The organism is Pseudomonas sp. 58 R 12, from assembly GCF_900005865.1.
Lineage (GTDB): Bacteria > Pseudomonadota > Gammaproteobacteria > Pseudomonadales > Pseudomonadaceae > Aquipseudomonas > Aquipseudomonas tritici.
Genome location: NZ_CVTP01000028.1, coordinates 1 through 15499 on the forward strand (window position 1 = coordinate 1; position 15499 = coordinate 15499).

Consider the following 15499-nt stretch of genomic DNA (forward strand, 5'->3'; position numbering starts at 1 on the left):
GCCGCCAAGCCTGCGCCCGCACCGGCCGCCGCTCCGGCGCCTGCACGTGCTGCAGCGGCACCGGTTGCCGAGAAGCCTGCCAGTGAAGCCGAAACCACCGTGCGCGTTGATACCGCACGCCTGGACGACATCATGAACATGGTCGGCGAACTGGTACTGGTGCGTAATCGCCTGGTGCGCCTGGGCCTGAGCAGCGGCGATGAAGCCATGCAAAAGGCCGTGTCGAACCTGGATGTGGTGACTGCCGACCTGCAGACCGCCGTGATGAAAACGCGGATGCAGCCGATCAAGAAAGTCTTCGGCCGCTTCCCGCGCCTGGTTCGCGACTTGGCGCGCCAGTTGAAGAAAGAGATCAACCTGGAACTGGTGGGTGAAGAAACCGACCTCGACAAGAACCTTGTCGAGGCCCTGGCCGACCCGCTGGTCCACTTGGTGCGCAACGCCGTCGACCACGGCGTCGAAACCCCGGAAGAACGCGAAGCCTCGGGCAAGTCCCGTGGCGGCAAGGTGATCCTGGCGGCGGAGCAAGAGGGCGACCACATCCTGCTGTCGATCACCGATGACGGCAAAGGCATGGACCCGGCCATATTGCGCAATATCGCAGTCAAGCGTGGCGTGATGGACAAGGACGCCGCCGACCGCCTGACCGATAGCGAATGCTACAACCTGATCTTTGCCCCGGGCTTCTCGACCAAAACCGAGATTTCCGACGTGTCTGGTCGCGGTGTGGGCATGGACGTGGTGAAGACCAAGATCAGCCAGCTCAACGGCTCGATCAACATCTACTCGACCAAGGGCCAGGGCTCGAAGATCGTCATCAAGGTGCCGTTGACCCTGGCGATCATGCCGACCCTGATGGTGATGCTGGGCAACCAGGCCTTCGCCTTCCCGCTGGTCAACGTCAACGAGATCTTCCACCTCGACCTGTCGCGCACCAACGTGGTGGACGGCCAGGAAGTGGTGATTGTGCGCGACAAGGCGTTGCCACTGTTCTACCTCAAGCGCTGGCTGGTCGCTTCGGCTGCCCATGAAGAGCAGCGCGAAGGCCATGTGGTGATTCTCTCCGTGGGCACCCAGCGTATCGGCTTTGTCGTCGATCAGTTGGTTGGCCAGGAAGAGGTGGTCATCAAGCCTTTGGGCAAAATGCTGCAGGGAACCCCGGGCATGTCGGGTGCGACCATCACCGGTGACGGTCGGATCGCGCTGATTCTCGATGTTCCGAGCATGCTCAAGCGTTACGCCGCTCGGCGTATTTGATTCTGGTGGGGCAGGGCGGTTAGCCCGCCCCGCCTAACGGAGTGTTTATGGCAGTCAAGGTCCTGGTGGTGGACGATTCGGGTTTCTTCCGTCGCCGCGTCTCGGAAATTCTTTCCGCTGATCCAACGATCCAGGTGGTCGGCACGGCCACCAACGGTAAAGAGGCGATTGATCAAGCCATTGCGTTGAAACCGGACGTGATCACCATGGACTACGAGATGCCGATGATGGATGGCATCACGGCAGTTCGGCACATCATGCAACGCTGCCCGACCCCGGTATTGATGTTCTCCTCGCTGACCCACGAAGGCGCCCGAGTGACCCTCGACGCGTTGGACGCTGGCGCAGTGGACTTCTTGCCGAAGAATTTCGAAGACATCTCGCGCAATCCTGAGAAGGTCAAGCAGATGCTGTGCGAGAAGGTGCACAGCATTTCGCGCAGTAACCGTCGCAGCTTATTCAGCGCGCCAGCGCCTGCACCGGTGGTGGCCCCTGCTGCACCCGCTAGTTCCTCATTCAGTCGCCCAGCTCCGGCCCCGGCCCCGGTTGCACGGCCTGCGGTGATGCCGGCACGTGCGTCTGCGCCAAGTGCGCATTCGCCTGCACCTAAGCGTAAAGCCTACAAGCTGGTCGCTATTGGTACGTCCACGGGCGGCCCGGTTGCCCTGCAACGCGTATTGACCCAACTGCCGGCCAATTTCCCGGCGCCGATCGTGTTGATCCAGCACATGCCTGCCGCCTTCACCAAGGCCTTTGCCGAGCGCCTGGACAAGCTGTGCCGCATCAGCGTCAAGGAAGCCGAGGATGGCGACATCCTGCGTCCTGGCCTGGCGCTGCTGGCCCCGGGTGGCAAGCAGATGATGGTGGATGGCCGTGGTGCGATCAAAATCCTGCCGGGCGATGAGCGCCTGAACTACAAGCCGTGCGTGGATATCACCTTTGGTTCGGCCGCCAAGTCCTACGGCGACAAAGTTCTGGCGGTGGTGCTCACCGGCATGGGCGCCGACGGCCGTGAAGGCGCGCGCCTGCTCAAGCAGGGCGGCAGCGCCATCTGGGCCCAGGACGAAGCCAGCTGTGTGATCTATGGCATGCCCATGGCCATCGTCAAAGCGGACCTGGCCGACGCGGTCTACAGCCTGGACGACATTGGCAAGCATCTGGTGGAGGCTTGCCTCTGATGGATGTCTTGAGCCTGATCGGCATCATCATGGCGTTTGTCGCGATTATCGGCGGCAACTACCTTGAGGGCGGCCACCTCGGCGCCCTGGCCAACGGCCCGGCGGCGCTGATCGTGATCGGTGGCACCGTGGGCGCGGCGTTGCTGCAATCGCCCATGAGCTCGTTCAAGCGCGCCATGCAGATTCTGATATGGATCATTTTCCCGCCTCGCGTGGACCTGCCAGGCGGCATCGACCGCGTGGTCAACTGGAGCCTCACCGCACGCAAGGAAGGCCTGCTGGGCCTGGAAGGCGTGGCCGATGCGGAGCCCGACAGCTACGCGCGCAAAGGCCTGCAATTACTGGTGGACGGCGCCGAGCCGGAAGCGATCCGCAGCATCCTGGAAGTGGATTTCTACACCCAGGAAAGCCGCGACATCAACGCCGCCAAAGTCTATGAAAGCATGGGCGGCTACGCGCCGACCATCGGCATCATCGGTGCGGTGATGGGCCTGATCCACGTGATGGGCAACCTCGCCGATCCGTCGCAACTGGGCAGCGGTATTGCCGTGGCATTTGTCGCCACCATCTACGGTGTGGCCAGTGCCAACCTGGTGTTGTTGCCGGTGGCCAGCAAGCTCAAGTCGATTGCCATGCGCCAGTCGCGTTACCGCGAAATGTTGCTCGAAGGCATTCTGTCGATTGCCGAGGGCGAGAACCCGCGTTCCATCGAATTGAAGCTCCAGGGCTTCATGGATTGATGGGAGATATCGATTATGAGCCGTCGTCGTCGCGAGCCTGAAGAACACGTCAACCACGAACGGTGGCTGGTGTCCTACGCGGACTTCATCACTTTGCTGTTCGCGTTTTTCGTGGTGATGTACTCGATCTCGTCGATTAACGAAGGCAAGTACAAAGTCATTTCCCAGGCGCTGATTGGCGTGTTCAACGACGCCGACCGCGCCCTCAAGCCGATCCCGATCGGCGAAGAACGGCCCAAGACCGTGACCCCGGCCAAGCCGCTGGTCAACGATAGCGATGAAACCGCTGCCGGCGTCGGTGGCACCAGCGATCCGCTGAAAAGCATCGCCGACGACATCAGTGCCGCGTTTGGCGACTTGATCAGTTCCAACCAGATGACCGTGCGTGGCAATGAGTTGTGGGTGGAGATCGAGCTTAATTCCAGCCTGCTGTTTGCCAGTGCCGATGCGATGCCCAGCGACCAGGCATTCACCATCATCGACAAGGTGGCGACGATTCTGAAGCCGTTCGAAAACCCGATCCACGTTGAAGGCTTTACCGACAATTTCCCGATCGCCACCGCGCAGTACCCGACCAACTGGGAGCTTTCGGCAGCACGGGCGTCGAGCATCGTGCGCATGCTCGCGATGCAGGGCGTGAACCCCGGGCGCCTGGCGTCGGTAGGGTACGGCGAGTTCCAGCCGGTGGCGAATAACGCCACGGTAGAAGGCCGCGCACGCAATCGTCGGGTGGTGCTGGTGGTGTCGCGCAACCTGGATGTGCGCCGCAGCCTGACCGGTACCGGCACTGCCAATGCAACTCCGGATGCGGCGTTGAAGCGGGCTGGCACACAAACTGCACCGGCACCTGCAAAGCCGCCGGTTCGTCAGAGTGCCGTCAATTCTCCGTCGCCGGCTCAATAACCCTATGCAATGTCTCGGTCGCGCCTGTGCCCGCCGGGAGGAACCAACCGAATGAGAGTCTGGGCAGTTGCCAATCAAAAAGGTGGAGTCGGCAAGACCACCACCTCCATCGCCTTAGCCGGTTTGCTCGCTGAGGCGGGCAAGCGTGTGGTCGTGGTGGACCTGGACCCTCACGGCTCCATGACCAGCTATTTCGGCTACGACCCGGATGCGCTGGAACACAGCAACTACGACCTGTTCCTGCATAAAGGCAGCGTGCCGGCCGATTTGCCGGGCCAACTGCTGCTGCCTACCAGCAACGAAAGCATTTCCCTGCTGCCCTCCAGCACCGCCCTGGCCACCCTGGAGCGCCAGTCGCCGGGGCAGAGCGGGCTGGGCCTGGTGATCGCCAAGACCCTGGCGCAACTGTGGCAAGACTTCGACTACGCGATCATCGACAGCCCGCCGTTGCTTGGCGTGTTGATGGTGAACGCCCTGGCAGCCAGCCAGCAACTGGTGATCCCGGTGCAGACTGAACACCTGGCGGTTAAAGGCCTGGAGCGCATGGTCAGCACTCTGGCGATGATCAACCGCTCGCGCAAACAGGCGCTGCCGTACAGCATCGTGCCGACCTTGTTCGACCGTCGCACCCAAGCGTCCCTCGGCACCCTGCGCGTATTGCGCGATGCCTATCCGGAGGCCATCTGGAACGGCTACATCCCGGTGGACACGCGCCTGCGTGACGCCAGCCGTGCAGGCCTCACACCGTCGCAGTTCGACGGCAAGAGCCGTGGCGTCCTTGCCTACCGCGCATTGCTCAAGCACCTGCTGTCCCAGCAGCTTGTGGCGCAGGTGGCGTGATGAACCGGCCCACCAAACTCAAGACCCGGCCGCAACTGGCACTGGAATCCTACCTGGATGCCTTGCTGCAGGATGCGACCGCGCAAGAACTGCCGGAACCGATCCTGGTGCTGGAGCCGGCTGTCGAACCAGTGGCCTTGCTGGATGAATTCCAGTTGGCGGTGCTGGAAGAGCAAGCCCGAGATGCGCAGGTCGTGGTGCCGATTACGCCGGTTGTGACCGCGCCTGTGGTGGTTGCGCCCGTCGTGCTCGAGCCGGTGGTGGAAGTGCACCTGCCACCGAGCATCACGCCGCCGCCGGTGACCGGTGATGGCCGCCCGAGCTGGGCTGCAGAGCCGTTTGAATGCCTGCTGTTCGACGTCGCCGGGTTGACCCTGGCGGTGCCGCTGGTGTGCCTGGGCTCGATTTATTCACTGGAAGGCCAGGAACTGACGCCACTGTTCGGGCAACCGGAGTGGTTTCTCGGCATCCTGCCCAGCCAGGCCGGCAACCTGAAAGTCCTCGATACCGCGCGCTGGGTCATGCCTGACCGTTACCGCGACGACTTCCGCCAGGGCTTGCAATACGTGATCTCGGTGCAGGGCTACGAGTGGGGGCTGGCCGTGCATCAAGTCAGCCGCTCGTTGCGCCTGGACCCGAACGAAATCAAATGGCGCAGCCATCGGGGTCAACGGCCTTGGCTGGCGGGCACCGTGATTGAACACATGTGCGCGTTGCTTGATGTTTCCGAACTGGCCGAGTTGATCGCCAGTGGCGCCGCCAAGTCGATGCCAATAACTAAACGCAGTTGATTGAACAATAAGGGCCGCATGTGAATGCGGTCAGCGAAGCACACACGCCGTGTAAAACGGCATTTGAAGGGGTCAGGGGTATGAACAAGTCAGCGTCCGCACAAGGTTTGGATGATCCGATCCTGCAATGGGTTACCTTCAAACTGGACAACGAGTCCTATGGCATTAACGTGATGCGCGTGCAGGAAGTGCTGCGCTACACCGAGATTGCCCCGGTACCGGGTGCACCGAGCTACGTGCTGGGCATCATCAACCTGCGCGGCAACGTGGTGACGGTGATCGACACCCGCCAGCGTTTCGGCCTGGTGCCGACCGAAGTCAACGACAATACGCGTATCGTCATCATCGAGGCCGACAAGCAAGTGGTCGGGATCATGGTCGATAGCGTGGCCGAAGTGGTCTACCTGCGCCAATCCGAAGTTGAAACCGCGCCGAACGTGGGTAACGAAGAGTCCGCCAAGTTCATCCAGGGCGTGTGCAACAAGAACGGCGAACTGCTGATTCTGGTTGAGCTGGACAAGATGATGAGCGAAGAAGAATGGTCGGATCTGGAGAACATCTGATTGTTTCTTGAAGCAGCGGTAATTGTCCTGGCCCTGTTGTGGGCCGGGACGTTGGCATTCCTGCTGCGCTATGTGCGCCAGCAACGCGAGTTGTTGTTGCAGCAGGCTGAGCGCGATGCTGTGCGTGACCGGCGCGTGCTTGAGTTGGTAAAGCGAGTCGATCATTACCAGCAGAGTGCGGTAAAGGTTGGGGATGAGGTGCATGAACTGCGCGCGATCCTTGCGCCGATCCCGGATAAGCTGGCGCAGATTGAGCAGCGGGATCCCTCGAGTCTGTCGTTTGCCCAGGCCGCCAAGTTGGTGGGGATGGGGGCTACGGTGGATGAGCTGACGCAGTCGTGTGGGTTGACGCAGGCTGAGGCGCAGTTGATGAGTAAGCTGCATAAGAGCTGACTGTGGGCTTTGCTCGGCGTACATATCCATTCCTGCGGTAACGACTACCTATGGTTCCGCTCTTACAGCGGGTCACTTTTGGAAGGATCCAAAAGTAGTGGCCGTTACCTAAAAAACGGATAGGTACTCAGTCATCCAATTATTTTCCCATTCCATGGCTTTTTTCTCCTCGCCAAAGGTCCACATCCTTCAAGCACCTTTGAATCCAGGAGTAACCCACCCATGACCACCCCCAAGGCACTGTTGATCCTCCATGGCAAGCAAGCCCTCAACGAGGATGTGCGCGATGCCGTGAAGGCCCGGCGCGAGCAGGGCGGCGAGCTGGCGGTGCGGGTGACGTGGGAGGGCGGTGACGCCCAGCGCCTGGTCAATGAAGCCCTCACCGACGGCTACACCCATATCATCGCCGGCGGCGGCGACGGTACCTTGCGTGATGTGGCCGAAGCCATGGCCCAGGCCAAAACCGACGCCAGCCTGGTGCTGATGCCCTTGGGCACCGCCAACGACTTCGCCAAGGCTGCCGGTGTGCCGCTGGAACCCGCCCAGGCCCTGGCGCTGCTGGACGTGCCGCCACGGGCCATCGACCTCGGTAAGGTGGGCGGGCAAATTTTCCTCAATATGGCCACCGGCGGTTTTGGCAGCCAGGTCACTGCCAACACTTCCGAAGACTTGAAGAAGGTGCTCGGCGGCGCCGCATACCTGTTCACCGGCCTGTCGCGTTTCAGCGAGTTGAAGGCCGCCTACGCCGAGCTGGATGGTCCCGATTTTCACTGGAAGGGCGAGTTGCTCGCCTTGGGTATCGGCAACGGTCGCCAGGCGGGGGGTGGGCATGAGCTATGCCCCGGTGCAATGGCGGATGATGGCCTGCTGGACGTCAGTATCCTGCCCGCGCCGCAGGAAGTGGTCGGCACGCTGCGTGAGCTGATGACCAATGGCTGGGGCCTGGACACCATGTTTGTCCGTGCACGGCTGCCGTGGGTGAATATCAAGGTTGCGCAAGGCTTGTACATCAACTTGGATGGCGAGCCGCTGGAGGGCGACGACCTGCACTTCGAGGCCTTGCCCAAGGCCTTGCGCGTGCACCTGCCGGTGGATTCGCCGTTAGTCGTCCAGGCTGATGATCTGCTCGCGCACGGCAAATAACACCAGGCCGGCCACGTCGAAAATCTGCAGGCGTTTCATGATTTGCGAGCGGTGCGCTTCCACGGTCTTGATGCTCAAGCCCAAGCCGTGGGCGATTTCCCGGGTGGACTTGCCGCGCACGATCAAGCGCAGGATTTCCAGCTGCCGCGCCGTGAGGTTATGGCTGTGCGCGGCGGGCGTGGCGGGCCCCTGGCTACGGACCAGCGCCTGGTTGATCACCGTGTGGGCAATCGCCGGGCTCAGGTAACGTTCGTTGTTGCGCAAGGCCAGCAGCGCGTGTTCCAGCTCGTTGGCGGTGGTGTCCTTGAGCAGGTAGCCATGGGCGCCGGATTCCAGCGCGCGCATGATCAGTTCCGGGTCAGTGTGCATCGACAGGATCAGTACGCGGCTCTTGGGGTAGGCCCGCTTGAGTTGCTGCAAGGCATCCAGGCCGCCGGTGTGCTTCATCGACAGGTCCAATAACACGATATCGGGCAGCAAGGCGCTGAACTGCTCAAGTAGTTGCGCGCCATCGCTGGCTTCGCCGATGACGGTGTAGCCGGGAATGTCCTGGACCAGCGCGCGTACGCCGGCCCGGATCAAAGCGTGGTCATCCACCAGGAGTAATTTGCAGGTCACTCGATAACCTTAGGGGAACTGGCCCGTTCAAGGGCGCGGGGCGCCCAGGGGAAAAGCGCGTCGATCCGTGTCCCTTTGCCTGGCTGGCTGCTGACGGATAATGAACCGCCAAGCTGATCAACCCGCTCGGACATGCCGGCCATGCCCCGTTGGCCTTCCAGGGCAGGGTTGATGGCCGGCGAAAAACCCTGGCCGTCATCGCAGATACTCAGCGAGAGGCCCTCGGGCAGGCGTTGCAGGCGGACCAGCAGGTTACCCGCCTGGGCGTGGCGTAGCATGTTGGTCACCGCTTCTTGGGTGATGCGAAAGGCCGCTACCGCCATTTCTTCCGGAATACCGGTCAGCCGTTGCTGGCATTCCAGGCTCCAGCACACCTGGGTGTTTTCCAGGGTCTTGAGCAGGTGCGCGCGCAGGCTGGCTTCCAGGCCCAGGCTGGCCAGCTGGCGAGGGTTGAGAATGGCGGAGACGTCGCGCACCTTGGCCAGGGTTTCATTCAGGGTGTTGCACAGCACCGTGCACTGGCTTTGCAGGTCGTCCGGCAGGCGGCGCTTGAGCCATTCGCTTTGCAGCTTGGCGGCTGTGAGCAGTTGGCCGATATCGTCATGCAGCTCGCGGCTGAGGCGGTGGCGTTCGTTTTCCTGGACTTGCAGCAGGCGGTCGGCCAATTCCTGGGGCTGGAACTTGATGGATTTGCGCGAGCGCCACTGTTGCAGGCCCATCACGAGCAGGGTGGCCAGGTTGAGCACAATCACCAGCAGCGGCAAGGGCGCAGAACGGGTATAGGTCCAGAGGCTCAGCAACAGCGAGCCAAGGCACAGGGCGAGGATCAAACGGCGTGCATTGCTGCGGGACGCGGACCTTGCGATGAGTGTCTTGAGGCTGGCGTACATAGCGGATGGAGCCAATGAGGGTTCGCTGCGGGAAGACCGGTCATGGCGGCTGACAGGGCTCTGTTTGGAATGCGTTATCGAATCGTTTTCAAGCATGATGAAGTTGGGTCACTTCGAGCGGGGCATAGTACCACCACTATTACCGTTGGTCGCCTGGCTGGGTTATTAAACGTGCAAATGTTCCAGGTGGTATTCCCGGAGTTCATGAAGTGAGGGGTTATATTACTTCCGTGAATTTGTATCGTTATTACCGTTAATGGCTAATTGATATTGCGTGGGTGGGATTCAATTCCATTTGATGGGTGGCGATGTCGTTTTTAGATACCTTCAGGTTTAAACACGACCTGATATCCGCTCAAGACGTGTGGTGCATTCGCTGCTGAGGTTTAAAGCTGAAATCCTTTTGTGGAATATGCAGAGTTACCGTAGCAATCAGCGTCGTTTGCTCCGCTTCATCCAATGCCAGTTGGCCGGTTCTTACATCAATCAACTCCAGCTGCCAGGCGAGCAATTTCAAGCACTCTTCCAGGGCGTCCAAGGCTTGATCATGCAACTGCAAGGGGCTCTCGGCATTGGCGATCAGGTACTGAATATGCCGCGAGAACTCGCTGATCGCCTGCAGTGCAAGGTGATCGGCGCTCTCGGCGAGCTTGATCAGGCTGGCCTTCATGCAGTCGATGGCGTCACTGTCGTTTCGGATCAAATGCAAGTGGCTCAAGCATTCCTCCGATTTGGCCAGCAGCTTTTCCGCCTCGTGCAGGAATTCGGGAAGTGCAAGTTGCCACTCTCTACCGTTGTTCATCATGCAAGTCTCCACAACATAAGGTCGGGTGATGAGATGTCGCACCGGGTGAATGGCTTAAAAGTAGCGCTGAAATATGACTGAAATCTGTAGGTTGGTTCTGAGATTTCAGTAGGACGTTTATTAGAGTGACGGCGACGGCTGTGCGCGGCCCTCATGAATGGGGTCAATTGCACACCTTCAAGTGCCGACATCTGAGTGTCTGGAAGACCCGCGGGCTGAGGGCTTGGGATGGCAAACAAAAGCCTGACTCCATTCATGCATTGAGAATGGCGTCACATTAATGGCTATTAGATATTGCGAATATCAGGTCGGGCCTGATTGCGCATAGGGGAATCCCTTACATGGCGGAACCTTGCGTCGAACTTAATGTCGCGCAACGTCGCTGCACCGCTACTTGTAGAGCCAGAGCAGTAAACCATGATGTCAGTGTGACATCAATGCATTTACGTGGCATTTTACAGGGGTCAAGGTCTGGCGCTCGCCGCCGATAACAAACCTTATGTGAACTGCACAATCCCCTAGCGCATCAGGAGCTTTTAATGGCCGGCATTCTCGACACGGTAGATCAACGCACGCAACTGGTGGGTGAGAATCGCCTTGAGATCCTTATGTTCCGCCTGGCCGGGCGGCAGCTGTTCGCGATCAACGTGTTCAAGGTGCAGGAAGTCCTGCAACTGCCCAAGCTGACGTTGATGCCGCAACGCCACCCGTTCGTATGTGGCGTGGTCAACCTGCGGGGCCAGACGCTGCCGGTGATCGACCTGTCCCAGGCCATCGGCATGCGCCCGCTTGTGCCGGGGCCCAACAGCACCATTATTGTCACCGAGTACAACCGTTCGGTGCAGGCGTTCCTGGTGGGCGGCGTGGACCGCATCGTCAACATGAACTGGGAAGCCATCCTGCCGCCGCCAGCCAGCGCCGGGCGCCAGCATTACCTCACCGCCATCAGCAAGGTCGACGACCAGTTGGTGGAAATCATCGACGTGGAAAAAGTCCTGGCTGAGATCGTGCCGTACAACGCCAAGGTCTCCCGTGAAAAACTCGAAGACCCGGTGCTGGAACGCGCCCGTGGCCGTGAAGTGCTGCTGGTGGATGACTCCAACGTGGCCCTCTCGCAACTGCGCGACACCCTCGGCCAACTGGGCGTGAAGATGCACATCGCCAGCGATGGTCTCAAGGCCTTGAACATGCTCAAGGCCTGGGCCGACAGCGGCCAGGTGATGACCGACAAGCTGTTGATGATCTTCACCGACGCCGAAATGCCCGAAATGGACGGCTACCGCCTCACCACCGAGATCCGCAATGATCCGCGCCTGCGCAGCCTCTACGTGGTGCTGCACACCTCGTTGTCGGGCAGCTTCAACGACTCGATGGTGAAGAAGGTCGGCTGTGACAACTTCCTGTCCAAGTTCCAGCCCGACAAGCTGGTGGACGTGGTGCGCCAACGTCTGATGCTGGACGAAGTGCCCGCCATGTAGTGAGCGGTTATAGTGTGGGCTTTACTCGTTCAGGAATGCAGGCTCATGCTTCGTCTCAGCGCGTTGTACCGTTACCCTTTGAAGTCCGGCAAGGCCGAAATACTGCAACAGGTCGGCCTGGATAAACTCGGTGTGGACGGGGATCGACGCTGGATGCTGGTGGATGAAGCCAGCGGGCGTTTCCTCACACAGCGCGCCGTGGCGAAGATGAGCCAACTGTCGGCGCTGTGGAACAGCCGCGGTGGCCTCACCCTGAGTTCGCCTGGCTACACGCCGCTGGACGTGGCGCTGCCGGCCAGCGACGACGCGTTGCGGGGTGTGACCATCTGGCGTGACACCCTGCGCGTGCCCGACGCCGGCGACGCAGCGGCTGCCTGGGTCAGTGACTTTATCGGCAAACCGACGCGACTGGTCCACATCCCCCTGGAGCGCGCGCGTACCACCCAGGCGGGTTACGGCAAGGACGATGACCAGGTCGCGTTTGCCGACGGTTACCCCTTGCTCGTGATCGGCCAGGCCTCCCTGGACGACCTCTCGCAACGCATCGGCCGCCCCATGGAAATGCTGCGCTTTCGTCCCAACCTCGTGATCGAAGGCAGCGAAGCCTTCGCCGAAGACGGCTGGAAACGCCTGCGTATTGGCGATGTGGAGTTCCGTGCGGTCAAGCCGTGCTCGCGCTGCATTCTTACCACCATCGACCCGCACACCGGCGAACGCAGCGCCGACCGCGAGCCTTTTGCGACGCTGGAGACTTATCGCAAGACTGAGGATGGCGCGATTTTCGGCCAGAACCTGGTCAATGACGGCGTTGGGCGACTGGAGATTGGAATGCCGGTGACCCTTCTCGAGTAATTCACCCGCCCATAAAAAAATGCCCGTCTCGCAGGAGACGGGCATTTTTTTGAGCCTTGGAAAACCCTTACCCGCGGTATTCGCACAGGTAAGCGGTGTCCACGGCGACCTTGAGCTGGAACTTGCTGTTGGCCGGTACGTTGAACTGGCTGCCGGCAGCGAAGGTTTCCCAGTCGCTGGCGTCAGGCAGTTTGACGGTCAGGGCGCCGGAGACCACGTGCATGATTTCACGCTGCGCCGTACCGAACTCGTATTCACCCGGGGCCATTACGCCGATGGTCGCCGGACCTTCTGCAGTGCCGAAAGCGATCGACTTGACGGTGCCGTCGAAGTACTCGTTGACTTTAAACATGGGCGATTCCTCGGAAAAGGGTCTGGAAAGGTCGGCCAGTATGCCCAAGGGCAGGGGAGCTGCCTAGACCGGCAGAATCAGCGGTAACAAGCGCGCCGTATTGCGCGCATCCTCCAGCGCCCGATGCTGCTGGCCATGGAACTGCATCCCCGCCAATTGCAGGGCGCCGTTGAGGCCCAGAGGCTTGTCCAGACGCCGGGCCTTGGCGAAGCGCTGCTTGAGGTTTACATGGGGCGTGTTGGCGAGCGCGCTGGCCAGGCCATTGCGCTGCCACTCCAGCTCCAACTGCTTGCGATCGTAATCGCCCCAACTGGCCCAGCCTTCCAGGCGCGGCTGATGCTGGCCCAGCCAGCGTTCGAACAGCGGCCACACCTCGGTGATCGGCGCCGCGCCATCGATGTTTGCCTGGGTGATGTGCGTCAGTTGGCGACAGAAAGGCGTCAGCAATGGCCGGCGCAGCGGGCGTACAAAGCGCTGGAAATGATCCAGCTCGCGCCCCTGGCGGTTGACCAGGCTCGCGCCGATCTCAATGACTTCCATCTCCGTCACGGGCCAGCCGCCTTCATCCGTTGTGGCTTCAAGGTCAATAATCAGCCAATGAGGCATCGCGCAGGTTCCCGTACTCTTCCCTTTCTGTTGGGGATAGAGCGTAGCCCGGCCGTGTAGTTCCGCCTAGGGGCTATTCGATCTCCAGTAAAACCTGACGATTACGCACTTGATCTCCGGCAATAACCTGCACGCCCTTGATCACGCCGTCGATACCGGCGGTCAGCGGATGCTCCATTTTCATGGCTTCGAGCACCAGCAGCAGTTGGCCTTTGGTCACGCTGTCGCCGGCGCAAACCCGCACATCGACGATGGCGCCGTCCATCGGTGCCTTGACGGTGCCGCTGCTGGCGTCGGCCTGGCGGCTGGCGACTTGCTGGGTGCGGTTGGTCACCGTGAGGCCGGGCAGCCACAGTTGGTTGCCGTCAAGATGATAGGCAACGCGGCGGCGGATGCCGTTGAGTACCACGGTGGCGTAGCGCCCGTCGGTGGTGAGTGGCAGAGGATCAGCGCTGACGCTGTGGATTTCGCCGTTGACTTCAAGGCGATAGGTGCCTGGGACGCTGGCGCTGTTGCGCCATCCCGCCAGGGCTTGCGGATGCGGGTCGGCGCTGTGCGTATAAAACAGCGCGGCGGCCAGGGCGAGTTGGTCGTTTGATGCGGACTGGGGCAGGACTTCGTTGAAGTGTTCTGCGATAAATCCGGTGCTGAAATCCCCAGCGATAAAGTCCGGGTGCTTGAGCATATCGGCCAACAGCTGCCGATTGGTCGCGACCCCCAGCAACACGGTGTCTTCAACCGCCCGCAGCAGTTTGCGCCGCGCCTCTTCACGTGTGGCGCCATGGGCAATGATCTTGCCCAGCATCGGGTCGTAGAACGGGCTGATGCGCTGGCCCTCCACCACGCCATGATCGATGCGCACGCCCACGGCCGGTTCCCAGAGCAGCACATCGCCGGTTTGCGGCAAGAAGCCCTGGGCCGGATCTTCGGCGTACAGGCGCACTTCCATGGCATGGCCGCCCAGGGTTACGTCGGCTTGGGTCAGTGGCAGTGTTTGGCCGGCGGCGATCTGCAGTTGCCAATCCACCAGGTCCAGCCCGGTGATGAGTTCGGTCACCGGGTGCTCCACCTGCAGGCGGGTGTTCATCTCCAGGAAGTAGAACTGACCGTGGCGGTCGAGCAGGAATTCCACGGTGCCCGCACCGACGTAATTCACCGCACGCCCGGCCTTCAGGGCGGCTTCGCCCATGGCTTGGCGCAGTGCTTGGGTCATGACGGGGCAGGGGGCTTCTTCGATGACTTTCTGGTGGCGGCGTTGGATTGAGCAGTCGCGTTCGCCGAGGTAGATCAGGTTGCCGTGGCTGTCGCCGAACAGTTGGATTTCGACGTGGCGTGGGTCGATCAGGGCTTGTTCGAGGATCAGTTCGTCGCTGCCAAAGGCATTTTTGGCTTCGGAGCGGGCGGTGTGCAGGTTGTTCAACAGGTCTTTTGGATGGTGCACCAAGCGCATGCCGCGACCGCCGCCGCCGGCGCTGGCTTTGATCATCAGAGGGTAGCCGATGCGTTCGGCTTGTTGTTGCAGGGTGGTGTCGTCCTGGGCGCTGCCTTGGTAGCCGGCGATGCAGGGGACGCCGGCTTCGAGCATGGCGAGTTTGGATTGGCGTTTGCTGCCCATCAGTTCGATGGCCTCAGCGCTGGGGCCGATGAAGGTGAGGCTGGCGTCCTGGCAGGCACGGGCGAAATGGGGGTTTTCGGAGAGGAAGCCGTAGCCGGGGTGGATGGCGTCGGCGCCTGTTCGTTTGGCTGCGTCGAGGATGGCCTCGATGTTGAGGTATGACTGGTGGACCGGGGAAGGGCCGATATGGACGGCTTCGTCGGCCATCTGGACGTGCAGGGCTTGGGTGTCGGCGTCGCTGTAGACCGCGACCGTGCGATAGCCCAGGGCTTGGGCGGTGCGTTGGATGCGGCAGGCGATTTCGCCGCGGTTGGCGATAAGGATTTTGGTGAGCTGTGGCATTTTTTTGCTCCGTGGGTATATCCGTTATTTAGGTAACGGCTACTTAGGGTTCCGCTCTTACAGCGGGTCACTTTTGGAAAGGCCCAAAAGTAACCAAAAGGCCTTCGCCCCAACACTCGGCACCTCGCCTAGG

General features: G+C 61.0%; 17 protein-coding genes. 11 read left to right on the forward strand and 6 right to left on the reverse strand.

What is annotated here, in order from left to right:
- From BFP95_RS24330 to yegS, 9 genes are all read left to right on the forward strand, one after another.
- A partial coding sequence (locus BFP95_RS24330; RefSeq protein ID WP_139115329.1) for a chemotaxis protein CheA occupies positions 1 to 1257 on the forward strand: 1257 nt, incomplete at its 5' end.
- Positions 1258 to 1304: 47 nt separating this feature from the next.
- Positions 1305 to 2435 carry a protein-glutamate methylesterase/protein-glutamine glutaminase gene (locus tag BFP95_RS24335; RefSeq protein WP_065873416.1) on the forward strand — a complete coding sequence of 377 codons (1131 nt, stop codon included), beginning with the start codon at positions 1305 to 1307 and terminating at the stop codon, positions 2433 to 2435.
- Positions 2435 to 3175, forward strand: coding sequence for a flagellar motor protein (locus BFP95_RS24340; protein ID WP_033900785.1), 741 nt, complete (start codon positions 2435 to 2437; stop codon positions 3173 to 3175). Before BFP95_RS24335 ends, BFP95_RS24340 begins: the two co-directional genes overlap by 1 nt.
- 15 nt (positions 3176 to 3190) lie before the next feature.
- Positions 3191 to 4078 (forward strand): flagellar motor protein MotD, encoded by an 888-nt coding sequence (gene motD, locus BFP95_RS24345; protein ID WP_049712169.1) that lies wholly within the window; start codon positions 3191 to 3193, stop codon positions 4076 to 4078.
- A 51-nt stretch (positions 4079 to 4129) separates the two neighbouring features.
- Positions 4130 to 4918: a ParA family protein gene (locus BFP95_RS24350; protein WP_065873415.1), complete on the forward strand. Its 789-nt coding sequence runs from the start codon at positions 4130 to 4132 to the stop codon at positions 4916 to 4918.
- Entirely contained in the window at positions 4918 to 5709 is a 792-nt protein-coding gene (locus BFP95_RS24355; protein ID WP_065873414.1) for a CheW domain-containing protein, read from the forward strand. The genes BFP95_RS24350 and BFP95_RS24355 overlap by 1 nt, the downstream gene beginning before the upstream one ends.
- An 80-nt stretch (positions 5710 to 5789) precedes the next feature.
- On the forward strand, positions 5790 to 6272 hold the full coding sequence (locus BFP95_RS24360) for a chemotaxis protein CheW (RefSeq protein WP_003236843.1): 483 nt from the start codon (positions 5790 to 5792) through the stop codon (positions 6270 to 6272).
- A complete protein-coding gene (locus BFP95_RS24365) occupies positions 6273 to 6665 on the forward strand; it encodes a DUF2802 domain-containing protein (RefSeq protein ID WP_065873413.1) in 393 nt (130 codons plus the stop codon).
- A gap of 222 nt (positions 6666 to 6887) precedes the next feature.
- Positions 6888 to 7808: a lipid kinase YegS gene (gene yegS / locus BFP95_RS24370; protein ID WP_065873412.1), complete on the forward strand. Its 921-nt coding sequence runs from the start codon at positions 6888 to 6890 to the stop codon at positions 7806 to 7808.
- On the opposite strand, the gene BFP95_RS24375 is transcribed toward yegS, so the two are convergent.
- The 3 genes from BFP95_RS24375 to BFP95_RS24385 form a co-directional block, all read right to left on the reverse strand.
- Positions 7767 to 8426 (reverse strand): response regulator transcription factor, encoded by a 660-nt coding sequence (locus BFP95_RS24375; protein ID WP_065873411.1) that lies wholly within the window; start codon positions 8424 to 8426, stop codon positions 7767 to 7769. The genes yegS and BFP95_RS24375 overlap by 42 nt on opposite strands.
- Positions 8423 to 9316: a sensor histidine kinase gene (locus tag BFP95_RS24380; RefSeq protein WP_065873410.1), complete on the reverse strand. Its 894-nt coding sequence runs from the start codon at positions 9314 to 9316 to the stop codon at positions 8423 to 8425. The genes BFP95_RS24375 and BFP95_RS24380 overlap by 4 nt, the downstream gene beginning before the upstream one ends.
- A gap of 355 nt (positions 9317 to 9671) precedes the next feature.
- Entirely contained in the window at positions 9672 to 10121 is a 450-nt protein-coding gene (locus BFP95_RS24385; RefSeq protein WP_175403045.1) for a hypothetical protein, read from the reverse strand.
- Between the two features lie 539 nt (positions 10122 to 10660).
- On the opposite strand from BFP95_RS24385, the gene BFP95_RS24390 reads away from it, so the two are divergent.
- Together BFP95_RS24390 and BFP95_RS24395 are read left to right on the forward strand one after the other, a co-directional pair.
- Positions 10661 to 11599 (forward strand): chemotaxis protein CheV, encoded by a 939-nt coding sequence (locus BFP95_RS24390; RefSeq protein ID WP_065873409.1) that lies wholly within the window; start codon positions 10661 to 10663, stop codon positions 11597 to 11599.
- 45 nt (positions 11600 to 11644) lie between these two features.
- Positions 11645 to 12451, forward strand: a complete 807-nt coding sequence (locus tag BFP95_RS24395) for an MOSC domain-containing protein (protein WP_065873408.1) — start codon at positions 11645 to 11647, stop codon at positions 12449 to 12451.
- A 67-nt stretch (positions 12452 to 12518) separates the two neighbouring features.
- Here the strand turns inward: BFP95_RS24395 and BFP95_RS24400 are convergent, their stop codons facing one another.
- The 3 genes from BFP95_RS24400 to BFP95_RS24410 all read right to left on the reverse strand — a co-directional run bounded on the left by BFP95_RS24400 (position 12519) and on the right by BFP95_RS24410 (position 15366).
- Positions 12519 to 12803 carry a pyrimidine/purine nucleoside phosphorylase gene (locus tag BFP95_RS24400; protein ID WP_058424671.1) on the reverse strand — a complete coding sequence of 95 codons (285 nt, stop codon included), beginning with the start codon at positions 12801 to 12803 and terminating at the stop codon, positions 12519 to 12521.
- 63 nt (positions 12804 to 12866) lie between these two features.
- Positions 12867 to 13409, reverse strand: coding sequence for an exonuclease domain-containing protein (locus tag BFP95_RS24405; protein ID WP_065873407.1), 543 nt, complete (start codon positions 13407 to 13409; stop codon positions 12867 to 12869).
- A 73-nt stretch (positions 13410 to 13482) separates the two neighbouring features.
- Positions 13483 to 15366 (reverse strand): acetyl-CoA carboxylase biotin carboxylase subunit, encoded by a 1884-nt coding sequence (locus BFP95_RS24410; protein ID WP_065873406.1) that lies wholly within the window; start codon positions 15364 to 15366, stop codon positions 13483 to 13485.
- Positions 15367 to 15499: the final 133 nt, after the last annotated feature.